The organism is Paenibacillus agaridevorans, assembly GCF_018604145.1.
GTDB lineage: Bacteria > Bacillota > Bacilli > Paenibacillales > Paenibacillaceae > Pristimantibacillus > Pristimantibacillus agaridevorans.
In genome coordinates this window covers 4,840,219-4,865,710 of the sequence record NZ_CP075889.1, presented here as the reverse complement: position 1 = coordinate 4,865,710, position 25,492 = coordinate 4,840,219, and the positions used below count along the sequence as shown (strand labels likewise).

Here is a 25,492-nt window from a genome sequence, read left to right as displayed (position 1 = left end):
AGTTTCATGAAGGTTTACATGAAAAAGATAATTCTGTCTCCGTAATTGTAAAAAATGCGGGATTGTTTGGAAGCCCTTTCAAAACTAGCATGGAAACGAGCGGACCTTTGTTATTACGCTCGATTACATAAGGGGACAGGAGGATTTATGAAAAAACTGGCAGTAGTATGGATGGCGATGATAGTAATAGTCGTGCAGCTCGTTCCTGCAGGCTCATTTGGACAAGCGGTGGCTTCGACCATGGATCCAAGCACGGATTCGAGCTTGGAGTCGATTGTGGAATCGTCCATGGAAGTCTTGGCTGAAAAGCAGCATTATTATTTGATTCCCCGGCATTTTGTGTCCTTCGGAACATGGACGTTAACCGGCGAACATGTGACAGGACGCAGCATAGGACTCGTCGAGGGGGTTGATGAGGGAGAACCGGCCGTAGCCGTGGCCAATATTCAATCGGCAGGCACATATAAGCTGTGGGTTCGTGACCGGGATTACGCTACGAATATGCCGGGGACCAGAACGTTCCAGGTGGAGGTCGATGGGCAGCGGGTCAATAAGACGTTCGGCACCCATGGACAAGAAGGCTTCCGCTGGACGGAAGCGGGAACCTTCGAGCTGGACGCGGGAGTTGTGGAGCTGTCGCTTGTGGATACGTCCGCCTTCTTCCCGCGGAACGAAGGTTTTTTCCTGACCAAAGATCTGGACCTGGTTCCGCCCGAGGATAAAAATGCTTTGCTTGAGATCGCCGAGCCGGAGGATCCGTTTTCCTTTCTTCCATCTGCTGAATTCCCGGAGTGGGCGAAAGCGGATGTCACCCCGGTGAAGACGGCAACGATTGAAAATGAGAAGGTGAAGGTCGTTTTCTATCAAGGGGAAGTCGAGCAATCCCTCGTTCAAAATGAAATTTTCATCAAAGAGGCAGACGTTTGGCTGCAGGTAAAGGGCAAGACGGAGGAGCTCGGCTTCCTGATGATGGCAGCCTTGTCCAGCGAGTTCGTCGGCGAAAGCGAGCAGTTTATTCAGCTAAGGCAGGCGGTAGCGCTTGGATCGGACTCGGTTACGACGTTTGTTAATAACTTCTTTAAAACGGGCGTGCCGGTCTGGTTTATTCCGAGCGACTTCGAACAGGTGGGCGATAATCGCATCGATCTGAGCTTCGAGAATACAGAGGCCGAGCTGAGCGTTCAATTCGAGCTGGATGATCTGAGTTATGAGCCTAAGGTGACATTAGATGCAACATTTCCGAATGAAGGCTCCTATTCGTTTATGCTGTTCAACGGCGACGAGACGGAATACGAACGATACGATACCGTAACGGCGCCGTTGCTGTATGTCAAAAAGGCGGTTCCGGCAGAAGCGACCATCATTCCGGAGTCGTATTTGTTTACCCCGATGGCTACACTTCATTATGCGGAAGGCAATCTTCGTTATCAGGGCAAAGAGATAACGGCGGGCATTGCCATGGATCCGTCGTCGGTGCCGCTGGATGTTGCCTATCCGGATACATCCGGCTTTGGACTCGTATTACGCGGACCGCAGGGAGATGTCCGCCCTCAATTTACCGCGCCTATGTTCGGAACAGAGCAAAGCGTATTCGAAGCTGGCGGCAGCTATTCGGTTTCATACCGGATTATTTATGAAGCGGGCTCATGGTACGATACGTTCAAACATGTGGCAGAGGATTTGTACAATGTAAAGGATATTCGAAGCAATTACTTCCATTCGCTTAACGAGGCGATCTATAATGCGACGGATCTGATGATGGACGACGATTACGGCGGATGGGATCCGGTCAACATGGCCCACTATAATATGGAAGAACAAAATTTGACGACCGTATCCAACAGCATGGAGGCTCTGCAGCGGTACTTGTTGACTGGCGACGAGGATATTTTGGACAAGCGGGCGATTCCTACGTTGGCATTTATGTTAAGCCGAAATAGACCTCATTTCAAAATAACGGGCACTGGCGATTCCAAATATGCAGGCGAACTTCCGAGTTCGGTAGGCGGTCCCGTCACGCAATATTCGTCGCATGTGTACAGCGGTTTGTACGAGATGTCCCAAGGCCGAATGCCGGTTCTTTTGGATCTTGCGGCAGGTTCGGTATCCGAGCAGGCAAACTTCGCGGGAATCGCGGACCAGGCTGCCATGTATAAATATACCGGGAACGAAGAAAACCGCACAAAGCTGATTCAGCAGGCGGACCGTTATTTGGTTGCAAATCCGAATACGGGAGCGAATCGCGAAAAATTGTTTATCAGCTCGTTTGTTTACGGCGATTACATCCCGATGGTCGCGACGCTGATTGCGGCGTACGAAGCTACCGGAGAGCATAAATATCTGGATGGCGCCGAAGCTAACGCGCAGCTGCTGCTGACCGGACTCACCATGAAGGGTTATCATAACGGATATCCTTCGTCGAGTTATACGGTCACGCATGAGAGTACGGCGCCTCGCCCGTTATTTGCCGAACGATTCGATTTCTGGTGGCATGGCGAGCAGAAGTGGAGACTGGGTAATGTGGATGGGGAGGCCAAGCCGCCGCAAGAGGTAGGACCTGTGCTGGAAACGATTAGCGCTCCCGGCTGGCTTGCCGCAAGAACAGGGATGGGAACCGAGCATCCACAGACACCAGGGCACGGCAATGTCATAACGATGAACAATTGGGCAGGCATGCTGACGAAGCTATCCGTTTATACCAAAGACTCGTTCTTTGAAACGATGGCCAGACATGCGATGCTAGGTCGGTTTGGCAATTATGCGGGATATTATCAGGACCGGGTGATCTTTCATCAGATGATGGAAAACTATCCTTACGAAGGCCCTGATTATACCTCGGTTTATTGGCATCATATTCCCGTATTTATTAGCATGCTCGAGGATTACCTGATTAACAGCGTATGGTCCAAGTCCGAGCAGAATATCGAATTCCCATCGCTTCATCAGTCGGGTTATGCGTATTTTACGTCGAATCAATACGGCCATGCGCCGGGAACGTTTTATGGCGAGGACGACATGTGGCTATGGCTTGATCGCGGAATTATTGAACCGGATACCGTCGAAATCGATTATATTGCGGCGCGTAAAGACGGGGTGCTCGGTCTTGCCCTGATTAACGAAGGCAATCAAGCGATTAACTCGACCATTACGCTAGGCGATAAAGTCGATCCCGTTGGCTCCTATACGGGCGTGGCGGACGTATATGAGGCGGATGGCACGATGACGCAGCTTAACGTCGTGGACGGCTCGTTTACGATCAGCATTCCCGCTAAAGGGATTCGTTCCGTTATTCTGCACAAGCCGGATGTGACGGCGCCCGCTTTCGCGAATGCGAATTACGCCATTTCGAATGATACAGAAGGTAGTGTAATAGAGCATGTGCGAGGGAAAGGACATGTCATCCAAGTATCGCCTGACAACTATCATGCTTATGTGTATGTGAGTGACAAAAATGACGCGACGAGCAAGCTAACGATGGATTATAGGATCGGCGATGAGCATTTTACGGCGGAAAAGATCGGGTATCCATACGAATTCCTGATCAAGGTAGACAATCCCGAAGCGTCATTCCATTATCAATTAACGGCGACTCTTGCCGATGGATCCAAAGAAATTTTGGGCGGCGGCGAATTGGCGCCATACGATTTTTCCCGGCCGGGTTTGTCCGTAGAGGAGCCGGAGGAACAGGTCGCAACTCTGGAGTTCCATACTTGGGCCGAGCAGGAAGAGGCGAATGACGGGGACGGAACGCTCCGTTTTGTGATACCGGCGGAAGATTTATTCCCGATGCTGCCGAGCGCGAATCTTCTGGATAATATGCGAATTACCGGCACATTGCGCGATCGAGCGGACGGCACGTTGCGATCGTTGAACAGCGTCATCGTTTCAAGCGAGATTGGCGAGGACCAGACATACAAGCTCGCAGTCCGTCCGACCGTCACGGTCCCGTTGGCTCAATATGACGAACACGATATCCAGTTAACGGTTCATGTGCCGGAAAATATGGCCAATCTGCATGAGCTGCTGCCGGTCCATGTCAATCGCGCCGGCATGAATACGGGAAGGAACGAAATCAGGCTCATTGTGCCGGTATCCAGCTTCCCGGTTGCCATTGCTGCAAATACATTGAACGGTCTACGAATCACAGGCTCGCTTACTACCAAGTCCGATCAATCTGTCCTTGAGCTGGATTCGGTCATTCGCCATAATGAGGCTCCTAATAATGGCAACGTTACGCTAGTCGTGGAGCCGACTGCAGGCGTGCCGCTGGCCGATTACAATTCGACGCATACCTTTCAAGTCGCCGTCCATATGCCGAAGTCATGGAAGCCTGCGCCGATTGACCATCCGTTGGATATACAGGTCAATCAGATCGGTACAAGCAGCAGTCCCAAAGCGCTTCGTTTCGTTGTATCGCAGGAGGACTTCCCGGTTACGCCGACAAAGACGGCATTCGGGGGATTAAGAATAACGGGAGAATTCAAGCGTTTGAACGACGGAACGATGACGAGTCTGGATAGCTTTATATTGGACAGCGAATTACGGGATGACGGCACGGCAGTACTGACGGTGCCCATTCCTTCCGAGGTCGCCCATCAGGCTTATTACACCAGCGCGTATGATCTCCAGGCAACCGTATATCCGCAGGTAGTTGGGGTCTGGGATCGGCTATTCGCTCGTTCAGGCAGCTTCCAGTATGTTGAGCATGAAGGGGAGGCTGCCATTGTCGGCTTCCTCGGCAGAGGGGACGTCCGCATACCGGAATCGATTGCCGGTCTGCCCGTTACCTCCATCGGAGCATCCGCCTTTCAGAACACGGGGATTACGAGTGTCGTCATACCGTCTTCCGTTACGGCAATCGGCCACTCGGCATTCCGGGATAACGGGCTGACTTCCGCCGCGATTCCGGGGAGCGTAGCCGTAATCGGAGACGCGGCATTCCGAATGAATTCGCTAACCGCTATAAGAATCGATGGTCCGACAACCGCGATCGGTAATGATTTACTTGCTTCCAATCCGGAGGGCGTAAAGATCATTGGGCATTCGGGATCGACGTCGGAACAATACGCCGGAGCTAACGATCATCCGTTCGAAGCGATTGTCGATCAAGCCCCGAATCCGGATCCCGATCAAGGCGGGGGTAACGGACCGGACGCGGGCGATACGGATGAAGATTCGGAAGAGGATAAGGGAGAGCCGCCTTCCGATGAAGATTTGGAAGGTACAGACGATCCAACTGAACCCGATGGCGATTTATCCGGAGACAAGGAGACACAGCCGACCGTCTTTACGGATTTGTCGGGCCACTGGGCTGAGCAGGCCATCATGGAGCTTGCCGAGAGCGGCATCGTCACCGGATACCCGGATGGCAGCGTCAGAACGGAGAAAAACATTTCCCGTGCCGAGTTCATTACGCTGATTGTTCGCGCATTGGCTCCGCAGGCTGAAGCGAACAAGGTGTTTGCGGATACCGAGGGGCATTGGGCGAAGGAACAGATTTCTATTACCTATGAATTAGGGTGGATAAGCGGTCTCGGCGACAATCGGTTTGGAGCGGATGAGCCTTTGTCCCGGGAGCAGATGGCCGTCATCCTGATGAGATTATTGGGTTTTGGCGATTACGGAAGCGATGCCAATTTTACAGATCAAAGCGCAATTTCTGCATGGGCGTTGCAGGCGATTGCTCGCGCGGCCGAAGCGGGAATCGTAAAAGGTTTTCCCGACGGAAGCTTTAGACCGAACGCTCCTGCGACCCGCGGGCAAGCATTTAGCGTGCTGGCGAAAGTTTTAAAGCAGGTGGAATCCGCCCGCTGATCAGCGGAGACACAAAATCAAGGGGCTTCCTAATACGGGATAGCCCCTTCTCCTATTTGGTCCTCCAGGAAGGACTCAGGTAGCAATCCCACCCCTAAAAGTAAACGTTGTTGTCTTGTTTCAGCAGAAAGGGCACAATTATAATGAGTAAAGCGAATGATAGCGCTTACGATTTTTCTTAATTGCACCATAGAGGAGGTCTTCCAATTGTATAATCTGTTAATCGTAGACGACGAGGAAGATATTAGAGAAGGATTGGCAGATATGATAGATTGGACCAGTTTGGGCTTTTCCGTGATGGCCAAGCTGCCCGACGGAAGCGACGCCATCTCCTATTTGCAAGCGCATCGAGTGGATGTCATTCTGACGGATATTAAGATGGTTTTTGCGAGCGGGATAGATGTAGCAAGGTATGTATATGAAAACAAACTCGAAATCAAAGTCATCATATTGAGCGGATTTCAAGAGTTCGCGCTAGCCAGAGAAGCGATCCGCTACAATGTGGTTCATTACTTTCTGAAACCGACTGATCTGGATGAGGTTGAGGCGGTGTTTAAGAGATTGGCACAGGAATTGGATGAGGAGCGGCGGGCGCGCGAGCAGCAGCTCATTCAGAACCAGCATGTCAAAACGCTTAAACAGCTTCTGATGGAGCAATTTTTTTTCAATCTTTTATTTGGCGAAGGGTGGAGCAAGGACGAGGGTGAGCTAAGCCGCAAGCTTCGGCAGCTGTCGCTTGATATTGATCCCGCTAAAGCTCGGACTTCCTTGATGACCGTTTGCTGGTCTGGCTTGCCTGTTGAAGGAAATAGTCAGCGAGAGCCGGAAAAACGTCAAGCGATCAGCATCGCGATTACCAAGGAATATGATCGAATCAATTATGTTTGTATTCATAGAGAGAGCGGCAAGTTCGTCATCATTTGCAATGCATTAAACGATTGCGCCTCGGATGACTTCCAGAAGCGGGTAGAGCAATATTTTTTGCAAATTCAGCGTTCGGTGTCCTCTTTATTGGGTTTAACGGTCCGCCTGGACCAAATGGAGATCTATCCAAGCTTGCTGGCGCTATTGACCCGCAATGAGGAGCAGTCGCCCGTGCTGGATATAGAAGTGCAGACTCCTTCTGAGGGAGAGACCCGTAATGACAATAATGACCGGATCATTATCCGATCGGCTAAGCACTACATTGCAGAGTACTTTGAGATGGATCTGACGTTAACAAGCGTATCGATGCATGTCGGACTTAATCCGGTCTATTTCAGCAGGCTGTTCAAGCAGGAAACAGGGCAGACCTATTCCGACTACGTCATCGACTTGCGGATAAAGAAGGCCGTGGATTATTTGAGGGATCCGAAATATAAGGTATATGAAATCGGATATCTTGTGGGATATAAGAACACAAAGTATTTTCACAAGCTATTTAAGCGGCAGACCGGATTTACACCTTCCGAATACAGGGATCAGCTATGAAGACGGCAATCATGCAATGGTGGAGTTATATACGGCAGTATAAATTCAACAGTATATTATGGCGGAATTTCATTCTCATTATGACTTTGATTATCGTACCGATGGTTATCATCAGTTTGATTGTATATACCCATAACGATAAAGACATGCGGGTAGAGATAGAAAAGTCCTCCTTTCATGAGCTGGCTAGAATAAGAGACTCCTTTGACATGATTTTATTCGATGTCGAGCAACTCTCCGTCAGATTGAAATCCGACCCCGACGTCATTCAGCTTCAAAGCAGTAAGCTGTCCGAACCGCTTAAGTATGATGAAGCCGTATTGATCTTGCGAATTCAACAAGTTCTGCAAATGGTCAAGCTGACAAGCTCCTATATTGATTCCATCTTCATTCATTCCGGATTTCATGATTATCAAGTAACCGCCGACGCGGGAGGCGGATTATCCAACGATTATTATCATTCATGGCGCAATGATCAGATCAACCGGGATCAACCTTACTATTGGATGACTGATCAAGCGGCTAGCGGAGATAAAACGCTGTTGACCTTCATCAACAAGATGTCTCCTGGCGTCGAGGCGCAGAACGGCGTTGGTTCGATACGAATCAATATGAACGTTCAGAGCTTGAAGGCGCTGCTCGGTCCTACTGATCAGCAGCAAAATGTCATTATTTTGGACGAGCAGAACCGCATTATGTTCGGCAGGGATACAAGCAAACTAAATGAAAAACTCGAAGAAGCGGACCCGGCATTGTACAGGCTGGTGGCGGAAGGGTTCAATTCCCGAATCGTGAAGCAGGACGGTCGGGAGCAGGTAGTCTCGGTACAGCCATCGCGGTCCATTAAAAACTGGAAATATGTATCGCTCGTCCCTTTAGAGGCTTATCATGCGGAGCGGACCCGCATTATCGAGCTTATGGTTGTAGTGCTTACCGTAAGCGCTATATCCTCGATTGTTTTGGCTTTTATCATTGCGGCAAGAGGTTATCGTCCGATTCGGCAAATTCTTTCGCTTATCGAACATAAGGATAACCCTTTTATGATGTTGAACAAGGACTCGGCTACAACGTCATGGAACGAGACGGGTTACATTTTAAGCAATATTTCTAATTCATTCCATCAAGGACAAAATTTCGAAGTTAAGCTTAAGGAGAAGTATGAACTGCTCCGCAAGGCGCAGGCCATTGCGCTGCAGGCTCAGATCAATCCCCACTTTCTGTTTAATACACTGGAAACAATTAATTGGAAGGTGGTTAGACTGACCGGCAGAAATAACGAAGCGACGCAGATGCTGCTGTCCTTGTCCACGTTATTGCGACTGACGCTGGAAACGAAGGAGGATCTCGTTCCTATTCGGAAGGAGATCGAGCACGTGCGGCTTTACATGGAGATGCAAATGATTCGCTATAAGGATAGGTTTATCTTCGATTGCCAGGTGGAAGACCGCTTATTGGAATGCAGAATCGTGAAGCTCACGCTGCAGCCGATCGTAGAAAACGCGATTTATTACGGAATAAAACACAGTCCGCACAAGGGGATTATTCGAATTCGCATATTTACCCGAGAAGGGGTCATCGTTGTTCGGATATTGGATAATGGCATTGGCATACCTTCGCTTGCCGTCATGCAGCTAAATGAAAGCTTCCGCAGGGATCATCTGCAAGAGAATGAGCATATTGGCCTAAGAAATGTCAATCAGCGAATCAGACTGGCCTTCGGAGAGCAGTATGGGCTAACGGTCCGCAGCAGAGCCAAGGCAGGGACCATTGTTGAGATGACGATACCTTTGCTGCAGGCGGGAGCAAATCCTGTTCAAGGCTAGCTGAAGAAGTTCGATTGAAAGTGTTTTCAGTCTCAGGAGATAAATTTGTCACCTCAAATGTAGATGCAGCGGGATTGTTTGAAAGTTCTATCAAACCTATCCTTTAGGTAAGAGGAACGAACAAGCGGTTAAAGGCAGCGAACAAAAGTCGAATGTCGGACCGCTATATTCCCGACAGAGAGGAGGTGGCACTAGATGAGGCAAGAGGAAACCGTCGACGTCCTGCAAGCCTCAGGGCATCCAAGGACGATGAAGATCGGTTCGTCATTCAGTCATTTTGCGAAAAATAAATGGCTGTATCTATTTCTAATACCGGGTATCTCTTATTTAATCATTTTCAAGTATATCCCGATGTTTGGAATCGTCATTGCTTTTAAGGACTTTAGCATCGTTCGGGGCATATGGGATAGCTCCTGGGTAGGCCTGGAAAACTTTCAATACTTGTTTCAGTCCTCAAACTTTTACAAGGTGCTGCGTAATTCGCTTTTGCTCAGCTTCTATCAGATTTTGTTTGGTTTTCCGGCGCCGATCCTATTGGCCCTTATGCTTAATGAGATCAGGAACCTGATCTTTAAGCGAGTCAGCCAGACGATTCTGTACCTGCCTCATTTTATTTCGTGGGTTGTGCTCGCGGGAATGGTAATTAACTTTTTGTCGCCTTCGACGGGGCCAGTCAATTACATGATAAAGGAAATGGGTTACGACCCGGTTTCGTTCCTGCTGAAGCCGGAGTATTTCCGGACGATTCTCGTATCGGCGGAGGTCTGGAAATCGGCTGGCTGGGGGACGATCATCTATCTGGCCGCGATGACCGGAATCGATCCCACCTTGTACGAATCGGCCAAGATGGACGGCGCGACACGCATGCAGCAAGTTCGGTACATTACATTGCCGGGCATCGCCACGACCATTACCGTATTGCTCGTCCTGCAGATGGGACATATTCTGGACAATGGATTCGAACAAGTATTCCTGCTGTATAATCCATCGACCTATGACGTAGCGGATGTTTTCGAAACCTACACGTACCGGATCGGACTCATAGACGGACGAATGGCTTTCGCGGCCGCCGTAGGTTTGTTTAAAGCTGTAGTAGGCTTGGTCATGGTGCTGCTGGCCAACCGGATTGCGCGCTTCTTCGGCAAACAACTTTGGTAATTATAGAGGTTGTTCAAAAAGTCCGCTACCCATTACGGAGTAATTCCTTGAACTAACAGGAGAAAACTTATGATCCGAAAAAGACCGGAACCGTTCGACATTGTAAATTACGTTCTGATTGCGCTGGTTTGTTTGATTATGTTGTATCCATTTTTAAATGTTGCTTCGGTATCGTTCAGCTCCTACAACGCTTATGTCAATAATCCCATGATGATATGGCCGCAAGAATTCACATTAAGCGCCTACAAATACATCATGGCGAAGGACTTGTTATGGCGTAGCTATCTCAATACGATAATCGTTACGGCATTAGGAGTAGGCATCGGAATTTTGCTGTATATTCTGACCGCATATCCGTTGTCCAAAAAGATATTGAAGGGACGCAGCGCATTGATGCTGATGGTCCTGTTTACGATGCTGTTTAACGGAGGGCTTATCCCGAATTTTTATTTGATGCGCTCACTGGGATTGCTCGATACGTTGTCGGCCCTTATCCTGCCGGCATTGATCAGCGGGTTTAACTTGATCCTGATGAAAAACTTTTTTGAATCGCTTCCGGAAGAACTGGAGGAAGCGGCCAAGATGGATGGCGCCTCCGATCCTTATATTTTGTTTCGTATCGTCGTTCCATTATCCATGCCGATCATAGCTACGCTGTGTTTATTTACGGCGGTTGCTTATTGGAATAATTTCTTTAACGCGATTATCTACATTCGCAGCAGCGAGAATTGGCCGTTAATGCTTTACTTGAGGGAGGTGATAGAAGGAGCAAGCGCGATTGCTCAAACGGCGAATGCAGCAGAAATGGGCGATGATATGATGACCAGCGAAACGATCAAGTATGCAACCTTGGTTCTGGTTATGGTTCCGATTCTGTGCGTGTACCCGTTTCTGCAAAAGTATTTTGTTAAAGGCATAATGTTGGGGTCAGTGAAAGGCTAATCATAAATTTATCGATGTAGAGAGGGGTTTGCAATACCATGAAAAAATCTCCGTTATTGGCCGTTATAATAATACTCGTTTTATTGGTCACAGCTTGTTCGCAAGGCAGCAATGGGGGAACCGACTCGGGAACAAATGGCGGGACTAGTCCGTCTCCCGGCAATACGACTGCTCCGCCGCAGCAAGAAGAAACGGTCTCGATTAAAGTTATGGCAAATTATAATACGCCGGAGCAGACGGAAAGCGATAAAAAGTTTATTGCCGAGCTGGAAGAGAAAAATAATGTCAAGCTGGAATTCGTAGTGCCGCCGGCTACGGGCTACAACGAGCAATTGCAGCTGATGCTGGCCTCTAACGATTATCCCGATGTCGTGCTCTTTCCTGATTCCGCGGACGCAAACTTCTTGAATGCGGTCAAGGAAGGCATTGTTATCCCTGTAAACGAATACACGAAAAATGCCGAATTTCTACAACGGCATACTTATCAAGCTTCCTGGGATCAGCTGCGCGTGACACAGGATGATCATATTTATGGTATTCCGCGTACGTCTGTTGTTCGAAATGATGCTTTTTACTTGCGTAAGGACTGGCTGGACAACATCGGTTTTACTCTGCCGGACAATGGAGAAATTACGCTGGCTCAGTTCGAAGAGATTTTAAACAAGTTTACCAACGAAGACCCGGACCGCAATGGCACAAAGGATACTTACGGGTATGGCGGTGCATACAATGCAACTAATAAGGTATTGGAAGTCATCGTGCCGGGAGCTTTCGGTCTGACCGGCTGGCAAGCTTCCAGCGGCGGAGAATTCGAGTATATGAATCCTTTGTATGACCGCAAGACGGATAACTACAAGAAAGCGCTCGAATTTACGGCCAAAATGTATACAAACGGATATTTTGATCCGGATTCCGCGACAAACGACAGCGCTAAGCAGCGCGAGCGTTTTGTCAGAGGTTTGACCGGGGTGTTCCCTGGCTTCGCAGGCCATTACGTGGGCATCAATAAGGATCTGAAAGCGAATAACCCGGAAGCCGAATTGGCATATGTATTCGTGCAAAATGATAAGGGCACAGTGGAAGGCGGTTCCCTGGGTGCTTCCTCGACGGGCTTGTGGGGCTTCTGGGCCATTACTAACACGGCCAAAAACCCGCAAAAAATCGTGGATGTCCTGAATTCATGGATTTCTGATGATATGTGGGAGAAAACGGCAGATGGCTACGAAGGAATCGACTATGAAGTCAAGGATGGCATCAAGGTTGCCATGGATCCTCCGGCGCCGGCTTCCCACTTCCGTCGTTCCAGTATGAGACGTGCAAATGACACCAGCTTCTTCCTGTCGGTAGGCATGTCCAAGGAGCAGCTTGACCTTGTAGTTCCTTGGCTTGAGAAGGCGATTGCAACCGTTGTTCCGGCAAAGGACAACGCCTTTGTGCCCGATGCTGCCAAAAAGCCGAATTTTATCGATTACACGAAGCTTTGGGAGCAGACCACGATGAAAATCATTATGGGCGCCGAACCGGTAACGAAGTTTGATGAGCTGCTTGAAGGCTGGTACAAAAATGGCGGCGAAGAATATGTTGCTCAAATGAACGAGTACATCAAGAAAATGGAAGCCGGAAAATAATAATAGCGGTAGCTCCATATAAATACTCCCTACTATCTGCGTTGTTCAGCAAATAGAAGGGAGTATTTTCTTATGACCACGGGGATTAGGAGGAGTATCGCAAGCTGTCCAGTTCTAGGAATTGTCATACGAAGTTGCAAGTTTTCGGCATGCCGTCCCCGCTCTAAGGCATGTTACAATAAAAAGGATGAATTGGAGACATGACTATATCGGCGGGGAGTGAGTCGGAGATGGCGCGGAAATGGCGGAAGTGGCTTCCGAACACGTTAAAATACAGACTTTTTACGGCTTATATTCTCCTTTTGATGCTTCCTTTGTGCATCGCCATTTTTTGGTTATTCCAGCATTTCGAATCCATCCGGCAGCAGGATATGATGGAGCGCATGTCCGAGCGCATGCAGCAGGTTCATACCTCTCTCACCGATATGATGGCGTTTGCCTATAAGGCCAATACCATGCTGAGTCAGGACGAAAGCCTGATTCAGATTATGTATGACCCGGATAACTACGATCCTCTCCACAGAAAAAAAGTGATCGAGAGCAAGATGTTCGGCATAAACAACAGCTTCTTTTTCCATCAAACGGAGCTTTATTTTCGTTTTATTGACCGCAAAGGCCATGTATATACATCGTACGCCCCCAACGCGCAGCTGACCAATGATCTGGCGGAATTGCAAGCCTGGCAGGACAGACTGCAGGTTGGCGCACGTCCTTACCGCTGGGTAGCCGATGACTGGAATGATATAAAGGACAGCCAGGGGGACAAGCTGCTCAGCCTGTACACGCTGCTCGATGACCAACTCAGGGGGAAATACGGGCTGGCGCGCATCAGCATCAACATACAGGAATGGTTCCGTAACACGTTAAAAGACAGCCCGGCCAGCCGCGATCTGACTATCTTTACCGGCGAGGGGGAAACCGTGCTGCAGAACGCGGATACCTCCTTTGGCCCGAACGATATGGACAGAATGATCTCAGCCCGGGAGAAGGAAGGACACTACAAGGATTCAAAAGCTTTGACGATGGTCCATTACAGCTATGTGGAAGAGCTGGACTGGTATGTGGTCAGCCAAATGCCCTTAAGCGAGCTGCAACAGGAGGTTCAGCGGCTCAGGCTAATCGTTTATTTGTTTTTGGGCGTGCTGGTGGTCGTTTTTGTGCTGGTTACTTTCTTTTTGGCAACGCGTATGACAAAGCCGCTCGATGTTCTGAAGCGCAGTATGGAGGAAGCCTCGGACAAAAAACTGAATGTAAAAATATCCGTGGGCGCAGGAGCGACTGTCGAGGTACGATCGCTTGGCGAAAGCTTTAACCGGATGATAGACGATGTCATCGAACTTATTGACAGGCTGAAACAGGAGGAGCGGCAAAAGCAGGTTGTCCGCTTCCAGATGCTGCTGTTTCAGATGAATCCGCATTTTCTGCTGAATACCCTGAACACGGTTAAATGGATGGCAAGAAAAGAAAAGCAGAGCGCTATTGCCGGCATCTGCACCTCGCTGGGGTCCATCCTGGAAGCCTGTCTCAATTCAGATATTGAGTTGATTGCCTTGAAGGAAGAAATCAAGCTGCTGCGTTCGTACGAATCGATTCAGGTATTACGCTTTCGGGAGCAATTTACAATGGTGTACGAGGCGGAGGAGGCGGTGCAATACGCGCTCGTCCCCAAGCTTAGCTTGCAGCCGCTTGTCGAGAATTGCATCGTCCATGGTTTCGACGCCTCCGAAGGTCGCGGCATCATTCGGGTCGGGGCCCGCGCGGAGGGAAACGAGCTTGTGCTGAAAGTGGCGGATAACGGCATGGGCATGGAGAAGGCGGCTGCAAGGACCGGCAGGCGCAGCGGTCACGGGATCGGGCTGAGCAATTTGAGGGAGCGGCTGCAACTGCTGTTCAAGCGGGAGGGCAATCTCGAGATTATTTCCGGGGAGCAAGGAACGACGGTCAGGATTCGATTGCCATTACTGATTGCCGCGCCTTATTCAGAGAAGGGGGATAGTGGCCATGTGGACGGTTTTGCTGGTGGAAGATGAAGGTTATGTCCGCGAGGCGATTCGGGAAACGCTGGACTGGGAAAGCCACGGCTTCTGCGTTGCGGGCGAGGCGGGGACCGGCAAGGAGGCTTTGGAGGCCATTTTGGAGTGGAAGCCGGATGTGGTCATTGCCGATATTGTCATGCCTGGCATGGACGGGATTGAATTGCTTAAGGAAACGCGGAAGGCCGGAATCCGCAGCCGGTTTATTATGTTGACGGCCATGAACCAATTTGATTATGCGCGCGACGCGCTTCAATACGGAGCCTTTAATTATTTGCTTAAGCTATCGCTGAGTGATGAGGTTCTATTGGAGAATCTGGCTAGGATCAGGGAGGAATTGCTGGGGGAGCTGAAGGAAGCGGGGGAGGCGCTGTATCCGCTGTATCATAGAATCTGGGCGGAAATCAGCGGAAATCGCGTGCCTGCGCATGCAGCGCCGATCGCGCTGCCCGCAGCCGCCGGCAAATTCCATAGTCTGAGGCTTAGTATTGCAGCAGTATTGAGCGGAGCCGATCCCGCGCTTCCCCATCAGGCGGGAATCCGGACGGAGGAGTATCTGCTGGTGCAATCCTTTTGCGACGGCGGGCAGACGACCTTCTTCTGCTGGAGCTTCCCCGACAAGGCTGGCCAGGCTTGCGACAGCGGGTTCTGCCGTCCCGGCGAGCCGGCGGCGGACGGCGGTCTGGAACAATTCGCCCGGGAGTGGCGGCGAGTGCTGAACCAATTGAACGGCAGCTGGTATGACATCATGGAGCTGCCTGTCGGGGAGGAGACGGCGCTGCCGCCAATCGGCGAGCTGGAGGCGGCGCTGGTGCGCGCATTCGAGGAACGCAATGCAGCCAAATGCGCCGAGACGGCTGCCTTGATCTGGGAGAGCATGAAGCGGATGTCGTTCTCGCATATCGACGTGAAGCAACTGGCTGTCCGCTTGCTGCATGTATTGGAAATGTTAGCCGGAAGGAATGCGGAGGAAGGCGCGGATTTGTACAAGGACGAGGCGTACGTCAACGCCGCGATGAGCCACGAATCGCTGCTCGCACAAGTGCAACAGACGATACAGGAGCACATTAGGCGGAAGCAGGAGGAGAAAGTAAGCTATACGGACCATCCGGAGGTTAACCGGGTTATTCAATATATGCTGGAGCACTACAGGGAAAATATGAAGGTGACTGACTTGGCCAAGCTGGTCGCTATCAACGTGGACTATCTAAGCACCATATTCGGCAAAAAAACAGGGCTGACTCCCATAGCTTATTTGCGAAACATCCGGATCGAGCAAGCCAAACGCCTTTTGCTTTATTCCAAATTGAGCGTGGAAGAAATCGCAAGCCAGACGGGTTTTGCCGACGATGCCTACTTTATCAAAACATTCAAACGTATGACCGGACAAACGCCCAGCTCCTTCAGGAGAGACAAGAATAAGTAAGTTTTGTACGGCTAATCGGCAAGTTTCGTCCCTTATTGGCCCGGGAGCCAATTGATATAGTTGGGATGTAACAAACATCTCATTAGGGAGGTTGCAAGAACAATGAAAAACAGAAAGTGGTTGGCCGCAGGCGTGGCATGGTCTGTAGTGGCGTCTCTCATGCTTGCCGGCTGCAGCGGAAACGGAAACGGGAATGGAAACGGCGGAACGGAGGGGCCGGCATCATCCCCTAGCGCCAAACCCGGCGCGACGGCAAGCGCTGATCCAATCAAGCTCACCTTTTGGGGAGCTGTGCCGGTGGAGAACGGGCCTCAGACAGTCGTCGACAACTGGAACAAAGAAAATCCGGATATCCAGGTGGAATATGTGCGGTTCGTCAACGACGAAGCCGGCAATCTGAAGCTGGATACGGCGCTCGTGTCGAGTCAGCCCGTGGACATGTATGTCAGCTATGATTACAGCCTCTACGAGAAGCGGGTCAAAGCGGGCAACGCGCTTGATGTAGGCGATTTCACCGATTTCGGCGTGGAAGAAAAAATGGGCGAAGGAGCCGCTTTGTGGAAGGTGGACGACAAATATTACGGCGTACCTACCTCGAAGGGGCCGTCCTTTGTCTGGCTTAACAAGGATATGCTCGATGCCAAAGGACTGCCGGTTCCGACGGAATGGGGACTGGACGAGTTTCGGGAATATGCAGCCAAGTTGAAGGATGACAACGTTTGGGGATTGGCGCAAAGCGATTACTACTTCAATGTGCCTATCAACGGTTCCATGCTGAAAAAGAGCCTGACCTTAACCAACCCGGACGGCACCTCGGCTTTCGATAATCCGCTGACGGTCAAAACGCTGCAGGTGTATACGGACATGATGTTCACGGACAAAAGTTTGATGCCCCATACGGAGCAGATAACGTCCAAGCCCGCATTGGACCAGATGTTTGTGAAAGGCGAAACGGCCATGCTGTTTTCCACCAACCAAGTTTTCCGCACGACGAACAATATGGCGGAATATCCACGGACGTTCAAGGTGGCGGCAGCGCCGGCTCCCAGAGTGAACAAGGATCAATCCGATTACATTAACGCCGGCGGTCTGGGCGACGTGATCTCGATAAACCCCCGTACCAAACATCCGGAAGCCGCGCAGAAGTTTATCAAATGGTACGCGGATAGCGGCATGCTGCCGATGGCGGCTGGCGGAAGAGTGCCTGCATCCAAGGATTTCCCTGTCGACGAAGCTGTTGCTCTCATGTTTAAAGGCGTAGAGGATACCTATGATCTGGATTCGATCAAGCGGGTTATGTTCGGGGACCTTCCGCTGGGCTTAAGCCGTCTGGATCGGAAGACGGGAAGCGAACAGCAGGCCATCTACGACAATGTGTTTTCCCGAAAGCTGACTCCGGAGGAAGGCGCCAAGGAATTGGCGCGGGTTCATAACGCAAATTTGAAAACTTCATCGCAATAACGGCAATGCTCGGGAGAAGCGCGGACTAGAAACCTGCGTTTCTTCCAACTTATAGAGAAAGGCGGTGACCGATCGTGAACTGGATGAAGCGGCAGAGGCTGATTGGTTATGTATTTATTGGTCCCAATCTGATCGGAATGACGGTGTTTATGCTCATTCCGGCCCTGTTCTCCTTTTACTTGATGTTTACGGATTGGGTATTTGCTAGCGGGCAACCCCCGCGTTTTATCGGATTGGATAATTTCAGGATGATGGTGAGAGACGATTTATTTGCTGAATCGGTCAAAAATACCCTGTTGGTGTTGATCCCCGTACCGATTTCAATCATGCTCGGTTTTTTGATCGCGGTCATGCTTAACAACAGAACTTACTTCCAGAAGACGCTGCGTGCCTTTTTCTTCGCTCCGTATTTCACGAGCGGCATTGCCATTGCCTTCGTCTGGATGGTGCTGTTCCAACCCACCAACGGCCCGATTAACGCATTTCTTCGTTCCGTGGGCATATCCGAGCCGCCGCTGTGGTTCGCTTCGCCGGATACGGCGATGTATGCGGTGCTGGTCATGATGACCGCGGGCGGCATCGGGTACAACATGATTATTTATTTGGCTGCGCTGCAGGAGTTGTCTTCGGAGCAGCTGGAGGCCGCGAGGATAGACGGAGCGACTTTCGGGCAACTGCTGCGTCAGATCATTTTTCCTTTGGTCAGTCCGACGACGTTATTTCTGACGATTACCGGCTTTATCGGCTCCATCAAAGGTTTTGGCATGATCTACGCCATCACTCAGGGAGGCCCTGCCAATAGTACGACGGTTTTCTCCATCTTCGCTTATAAGAAAGCGTTCAGCTTCTACGAAATGGGGTATGCGTCAGCCGTCTCATGGACCATGTTCCTGATTATCTTGTTTATTACATTGATTCAGTGGGCAGGCCAGAAAAAGTGGGTCCATTACTAACGGAGGGGAATTCGCAACATGGATGCTATTAAAGACAGAAAAATCAGAAAAGTCAGAGAACAATCGACCAAAACCTTTAACACGATCTTGATGGCGCTAGCCAGCCTGCTGCTGCTGTCGCCCATGATCTGGATGATCAGCACTTCCTTCAAGAAAGCAATCGACGTGTTTACTTATCCGATTCAGTGGATTCCGACCGACCCGGTCTGGACCAATCACATCAAGGTCTGGACGACCGGAGACGGATTTGCGATGTTTTATTTAAACTCCTTGAAAATCTCCCTTGTTCTGATGATTGGAGCGCCTTTGCTGGCCGCTTTCGCCGCATACGGCTTCAGCCGCATTCCGTTCAAGGGCAGGGACGCCGTTTTTCTCCTCTATCTATGTCTGATGATGATTCCGCAGCAAGTGCTGTTCGTCCCGAAATTTATTATGTTTGATTGGATGAATATTTACAACACCCATTGGGCTCTCATTCTCCCGGGCTTGTTTACGGTATTTGGCGTCTTCATGATCCGGCAGTTTTTTATGAGCATTCCCCATGAAATATCGGAAGCGGCTTTTATTGACGGAGCAGGCCATTTCCGGATTTTTTTTCAGCTGTTTCTGCCGCTTTCCAAACCGGTCCTGGCGACCTTCGCCATTATTGATTTCACATGGACATGGAACGATTATGAGAACGCCCTGATTTTCCTGTTGGACAAAAGGCTGTTCACGGTGCCGCTTGGCATGCAGAACTTTATGCTGGAAGCGGGCGTGGACTACAACATGATGATGGCCGCCGCCACCGCAGGCGTCGTACCGCTGCTCATCGTCTTCTTTCTGGGCCAGAAGTATATTATTCAAGGATTTTCAAGCTCGGCTGTTAAAGGGTGAACGACTCTATAACAAACCAAATGTCTAATAGTAAGTGTTCTGCTGTTGGTTTACTCCGGCAATACGAATGTTCTTGCCGGAGCAACAGAAGGAGAAATGTATTCGATGCGGGAAAGTGAAAGCGCTTAACCGAAAGCTTTGAATGATCCGTAAATGAATTGAAAAGAGGGATAAGATGACTCGAGTAAAGTTTAGAAGATGGGTACTTGCAGTAAGTTTGATTGTATCGTTGCTAGCAACGAACCTGTTCCATGTCAGTGTTTATGCTGCGGACAGCGCACCGGAGAAAGTCGACTACTGGAAGTTTGAAGGAGTGTCCGCCGGCAGTTATGAGCTGGTCGGCGAGCCTGACGTTCATCAAGGCAAATATGCGTTGCAGTTCGAGTTTAACGCGGATAGTGTGCCGAATAAATATTATTTTGCCAAACAAAGCATTCCTGTGGAAGCAGATACAAACTACTCCATCAGCCTGTGGGCGAAGGGGGACTCCGTAGGGAGAGCCTGGTTTGGCGGGGGACCAGGCTGGGCGCTTCGGAGCAACTTGACAGGAACATACGACTGGAAGGAATTCAGCATCAATTATAAAACCGGATCAAACCAAACCTCCTTTGACTTTATGATTTTGCTGGAGGGGCGGACCACGAATTTATGGGTAGATGAAGTGAGAATGGTTAAGCAGGGAACCGACGGCAATCTGATTCGAAATGGAAGTTTCGAGGGCAAGTCGATTGTACTTTCAGCCAATCCTCCCTCAGGAGAAGTAAAGAGAGGGACGAAGCTTTCCTTGGCTGCAGAAGGACAGGAAGCAACCATTTATTATACGACTGACGGAAGCGATCCAAATCATTCTGCGACGGCGAAAGCGTATGAACAGCCCATAATGATTGATAAGGCGGTTCAGATTAAAGCTTACGCGCGAACAAGTGATGGAGGGGAAATAGAGCCGATTGCGTTCAACTATACGATTGCTGCTGAAGCGGAAGGAGAGGAGTTGCTGGATTTTGAAGCTTACATAGCAGCCGCCGGAAAAGGACGGAAGGTCCCGATTAGAAAAACGGCGCCGCTGGAAGTTGACGGCAACTGGGACAAATGGCATTCGTCCACCGGTATTTTATTGCCTGGTGATAAAGAACGGCAAGTATTGATGTCGGATTGGAAGGGCCCGGAGGATTTGTCGGCAGAGGCCAAGTTTGCTTACGACGATGATGCATTGTACATTGCGATTAAGGTTGAAGATAACATCCATCACGGAGTGGCAGACGGCGACATGTGGCTAGGGGACAGTTTGCAACTTGCGTTTACGCCTGATACAGAGTTGTATGGGCCCGAGTATGGCTTCAACGTACTTAACGACGGGCGAAAGCAAATTTGGAGATGGAGTGATGGAGAGGCAAAGCTGCCCAAGGAGGCGGTGGAATATCATGTCAGCAGAAACGGTACCACGACAAATTATGAAGCCAAGCTGCCTTGGGAGGCCATTTTGGCAGATAAACCCGACAGCAAAGTATCGATGACTTTGCTCATCAATGATAATGATGGTAATGCCAGAAGGGGCTGGATTGAATGGACGGGAGCGATCGGCAGAGGGAAAAACCCGAAGGATATGGCTGAATTGCTGCTGCTCCAGGAAGACGAAACATGGACAGTCGTACTGGATGGACCTACAGAGTTCGCTGCCGGTTTCAATCAACAATACGATCTCGCAATTCCTAACTTTGGCGAGGAAACCGTTACACTGGCCGTTACCTCTGAAATATTAGGGCTTCAAAACTATGAAGTAGTGATACCGGGGGGAAAAGTGTGGAAAAAGGAGCTTCCGCTTACTATGAGGGAGCAGGGCAGTTACACACTCTCTGTATCTGCACAGTCACTAGCAGGTAATCTGGTAAAGCAGGATCAGTTGGCGATTAATGTGTTGGCCAATCCGCAGGATCTGGCAGTGGAATTTGAGCAATTGCGTTTAAAGTTGCCGGCGCTCGCAGCATTGTTGACGACGGCTGAAACAGCCGGGCTTGCCGTTGATTATGAGCGGGTAAATTATACGATTATCGATCAGTTTATTGCTTATGGACTAGAGGATATTGATCGGCAATATTATGATCGGGCTTCCTATGTAATTAAAGAGCTTGAGAAGCTGTATGAGGAGGCTGCCGGCAATGTGCGGGCGTATATAAGCGAAGAGAAGATACCGTTTGCGGTGGATCGATATGTCACAGGTTCTATTGATATCGACAAAACGGCTTTTATTGCAGACACTCGTTCCTCGATAAGTGATGAAATTGTGCGTAAACCCGTGTTGTTCACGGGATATGGCCATTTCGCACAGGCGAAAAAAGATATTCCTTTATTTAAGGAATACGGGGCTAATGCGATCCAAATAGAGATTGGACCTAACTCGGTGATTAAGCCCAAGGAAAACTTTACGGATTGGAATATCGATAAATCAAGCGTATCCGCTCAAGCAGTACGTGATTTGGTGATCGGTCATGGCGATAGCGGCGGGTCGCTTCGCATTAGCAATCAGACTCCTAAAAGCCCTGGGAAATATATAAATGTTTGGCAGGAAGTAAATGTTGAACCGGACACGACCTATGAAATCAAAGTGTGGGCCAAAGGAGAAGAGGTGAACAATGCATGGTTTCCGGGAGGTCCGGGCTGGGTACATCGCTCCTCGTTCCCGCAAGGCACCTTTGATTGGCAGGAGTTCACTTATGAGTATAAGAGCGGGCAAAATGATCGCAAGTTTCGATTGATGATTGCTTCAGAAAATGTGACCCAAAATCTATGGATTGACGATGTGCGCATGTATGTCAAAAATGGATCCGGCGAGAATCTGGTGGTCAATGGAAGTTTTGATGCCAATAAATTCGTTGAGTTAGGCAACGACGATTATGTTGGGGATATTGTTCCTATTCAAAAAAACGTTATTGAACCTCTGAAAGCAGCCGAGGAAAACGATGTTGCGGTTACGCTTCTGCTGTCGCCGCATTATTTTCCGGCATGGGCTTTGGAGAAGTGGCCTGAGCTTCGCAGCAACAGTTTAGGGATCAAATTCACGATTGACAACCCGCGGGCGCGACAATTGATGGAGGACTATTTGCGGCTGGTCATTCCTTTAGTCAAGGATTACAAATCGTTGCATAGTATTACGCTATCTAATGAAAGCGTTCACCATTCCAACATGGATGAAGCGAATACGCCGGCATGGCAATCTTATTTGGAGGAGAAATACGAGGGCGATATTGCAGCTCTTAACGCCTTGCATCGCACAAGCTATACGAGTTTTTCCGATGTGGCGCTGCCGGACAGAGTAACCCGAACACCTGCATTCTATGATTATGTGAAATTCAATAATAAATTTTTCTCTGATTGGCATAAGTGGATGGGGGATATCATCCATGAAATGGCGCCCGATATTCCTCTGCATGCAAAAATTATGAATCGTGCGCTAGATGAGATTGGCAATTTGACATGGGGAGTAGATCCGGAGGAATTTAGCCAACTCTCCCAAATTAATGGCAATGATAACTACAATATTTATGGCAGCCCAACCAGAAACTTTATAAGCGAATTGAAATTTTATGATTTGCAGACTTCGATGAAGCAGGCTCCTGTCTTCAATTCAGAGCATCATATGATCGTGGACGGCGAGGAGCGCTATATTCCAGAGTTTGCACCGCATGTGCGTTCCGTGTTGTGGCAAGGAGGCATTCATGGCCTGAGCGCGGCAACGATCTGGGTCTGGGAAAGAACGTACGATCAAAACAGCGATTTCAAAGGCAGTATTTTGCATCGTCCCGATGTCATCGCAGCTATGGGTCGGACGCATCTTGATTTGAACCGGCTTGCCGATCAGGTAACGGCTTTTCAACAGGATAAAACCGAGGTGGCTATTCTCTATTCGATCCCGGCTGTCATGTATGACGTTGACCATCCTGCCGCAAGCAATAAAGCTTATGAGGCAATTAGTTACAACGGTCTGAAGGTCGGATTTGTATCTGAGAATCAGATCGCGAGCGGGGCGCTTGCGAACGTCAAAACGCTCTTTATCCCAAATTCGAAACATGTGCAGGCAAGTACCTTCGATGCTTTGCAACCCTTTGTGGACAATGGAGGGAAGCTAGTCATTATCGGTGATCAATCATTATCTTTCGATGAGTATGATCGTCCATTGCCGACTGTGGAGCGCGATGTTCTGCTACAGCACGAAGATACGCTAATATTCCCTGCCGCTGCTTCATCACTCGCGTTGCGCAATGCCATGACAAGCGAGTTTGAGGAGCAGGGTTTGATAAATGTGCAATTAATGGATACCGATACCAACGAGCTGGTATTCGAGGCGGAGTGGCGATCCGTGCAGTATAACGGAAAATTGCTGATCAATGCGACGAATTACACATGGAGCGATAAAACAGTGCGCGTTGTCGTTAACGGCGAGACTGTGACCAATTGGAAAAATCTTATCACCGGCGAGACACATTCGGAAAGCGAATCCCTGCTGCTTATCGCCCGTGAACCTGTATTGCTGGAACTGCCCTTGACGGGGGAGGAAGTGGAGCCGATTGCCCATAATAGCAGTTTTACCCTCAATCTTAAAGCAGGAGCTGCAGATCAACAATTAAAAGGTACTTTGCAAGCCGAGAGCGTGTCGGATTTGAGGTATGAAATTGTTGCAAACGGTAAGCTGGGGACGGTGGAACTCAGTAATGAGGAAACGGGAGAATTCGTGTATACGCCGCATGGTCACGCAACTGGAGAAGACTCGTTCACATTCCGGGTTCACGATGGCAATCGTTACTCGAACACGGCGACTGTGACCATTACAATTGCGGCATCGCCAGTCGTCAATCCGCCTATCTATCCGGGAGCGACGGAATCTACTTCGGGACAGCTATACTTGCCAGCCGGAGGGGCTGGGGAGGTCAGCCTTGACCGGCAAATTAAGCTGACAATCCCGGCCGGAGCTACAGATACGAGCAGGCAGTTTGCAATTGCCAAGTTGGAAGAGCAAAAGCTGCAGGATTTGCAAGCGGAAAATCGGATTAGCCCGGTATTCGAGTTAAGTCAGGATCCGGCAGGCGCATTCAAAAAGAAAGTTATCCTTCGCATCGCATTCGATGCAGGCAAATCAGGGGAAGAGCAAAAACCAACTCTTATGCGTTATGATGTTAAACAAAAAATGTGGATTAAAGTAGAGGGCAAAGTGGACGGCGACAGCTTTATTGCCGAAGTTGATCAATTGGGGATTTATGCCGTCATGGTATTGAAGGATGAGGCGGCCGGCCCGCAGCCAACGAAAGAACTGAACGATATCGCCGGCCACTGGGGGCAATCCTGGATTGAAAAAGCAGTGCAAGCGGGTATTGTTACGGGTTATGCCGATCAAACTTACCGTCCCGATCAGGCTGTGACCCGTCAGGAACTGATCGTGATGTTGGCACGGACTCTGACGCCGCAAGCTGGCACTGGGCAAGCCCCAAGTTTCACTGATAAAGAAACGATCGGTAAATGGGCCGCTGATGCAGTAACGTCTGCTGTGGAAGCAGGCTGGATTGCGGGGTACGACGACGGCAGCTTCCGTCCGGAGAAAGGCATGACACGGGTTGAGCTGGCCGCAGTGCTGGCGCGTGTCATAGCCGGAACGGATCATGTTGGAGGCGATGCAGGGCTTAGCCAGTTTCGCGATGCGGAGCAAATACCTTTGTGGGCGCAATCGTATGTAGCCCGAGTTGCAGCCAGCGGGTTGATGGAAGGCACGGGAGCAGGGCTGTTCAAGCCAGCCGGCATCGTTACCCGCGCAGAAGCTGCGGCTATTGTTGTAAGATTAAAGGAGCAATCAGCAAAATAAACGAATGAGTCCATGGAACCTCCTTCGATTTCGGTTCAACCCGAAAGAACGAAGGAGGTT

Annotated in this window: 12 protein-coding genes; all 12 read left to right on the top strand. The window is 49.7% G+C overall.

Features of this window, described 5'->3' with window-relative positions; genetic code table 11:
• Positions 1-147: 147 nt before the first annotated feature.
• Positions 148-5,814, top strand: a complete 5,667-nt coding sequence (locus KJW29_RS19835) for an S-layer homology domain-containing protein (RefSeq protein WP_214625857.1) — start codon at positions 148-150, stop codon at positions 5,812-5,814.
• Between the two features lie 207 nt (positions 5,815-6,021).
• Entirely contained in the window at positions 6,022-7,284 is a 1,263-nt protein-coding gene (locus KJW29_RS19830; protein WP_214625856.1) for a response regulator, read from the top strand.
• Entirely contained in the window at positions 7,281-9,107 is a 1,827-nt protein-coding gene (locus KJW29_RS19825) for a sensor histidine kinase (RefSeq protein ID WP_214625855.1), read from the top strand. Before KJW29_RS19830 ends, KJW29_RS19825 begins: the two co-directional genes overlap by 4 nt.
• A gap of 195 nt (positions 9,108-9,302) precedes the next feature.
• Complete coding sequence (locus KJW29_RS19820; RefSeq protein WP_246608293.1) at positions 9,303-10,265, top strand: ABC transporter permease; 963 nt, start codon at positions 9,303-9,305, stop codon at positions 10,263-10,265.
• 69 nt (positions 10,266-10,334) lie between these two features.
• Complete coding sequence (locus KJW29_RS19815) at positions 10,335-11,207, top strand: carbohydrate ABC transporter permease (protein WP_214625854.1); 873 nt, start codon at positions 10,335-10,337, stop codon at positions 11,205-11,207.
• A 38-nt stretch (positions 11,208-11,245) separates the two neighbouring features.
• Complete coding sequence (locus KJW29_RS19810) at positions 11,246-12,835, top strand: extracellular solute-binding protein (protein WP_214625853.1); 1,590 nt, start codon at positions 11,246-11,248, stop codon at positions 12,833-12,835.
• A gap of 200 nt (positions 12,836-13,035) precedes the next feature.
• Positions 13,036-14,865, top strand: a complete 1,830-nt coding sequence (locus KJW29_RS19805; RefSeq protein WP_214625852.1) for a sensor histidine kinase — start codon at positions 13,036-13,038, stop codon at positions 14,863-14,865.
• Entirely contained in the window at positions 14,837-16,294 is a 1,458-nt protein-coding gene (locus KJW29_RS19800) for a response regulator transcription factor (RefSeq protein WP_214625851.1), read from the top strand. The genes KJW29_RS19805 and KJW29_RS19800 overlap by 29 nt, the downstream gene beginning before the upstream one ends.
• Positions 16,295-16,396: 102 nt before the next feature.
• Complete coding sequence (locus KJW29_RS19795) at positions 16,397-17,755, top strand: ABC transporter substrate-binding protein (RefSeq protein ID WP_214625850.1); 1,359 nt, start codon at positions 16,397-16,399, stop codon at positions 17,753-17,755.
• 83 nt (positions 17,756-17,838) lie between these two features.
• Complete coding sequence (locus KJW29_RS19790) at positions 17,839-18,708, top strand: carbohydrate ABC transporter permease (protein WP_214631216.1); 870 nt, start codon at positions 17,839-17,841, stop codon at positions 18,706-18,708.
• A gap of 18 nt (positions 18,709-18,726) precedes the next feature.
• Complete coding sequence (locus tag KJW29_RS19785; RefSeq protein ID WP_187101745.1) at positions 18,727-19,584, top strand: carbohydrate ABC transporter permease; 858 nt, start codon at positions 18,727-18,729, stop codon at positions 19,582-19,584.
• A 175-nt stretch (positions 19,585-19,759) separates the two neighbouring features.
• Positions 19,760-25,432 (top strand): S-layer homology domain-containing protein, encoded by a 5,673-nt coding sequence (locus KJW29_RS19780; RefSeq protein ID WP_214625849.1) that lies wholly within the window; start codon positions 19,760-19,762, stop codon positions 25,430-25,432.
• Positions 25,433-25,492: the final 60 nt, after the last annotated feature.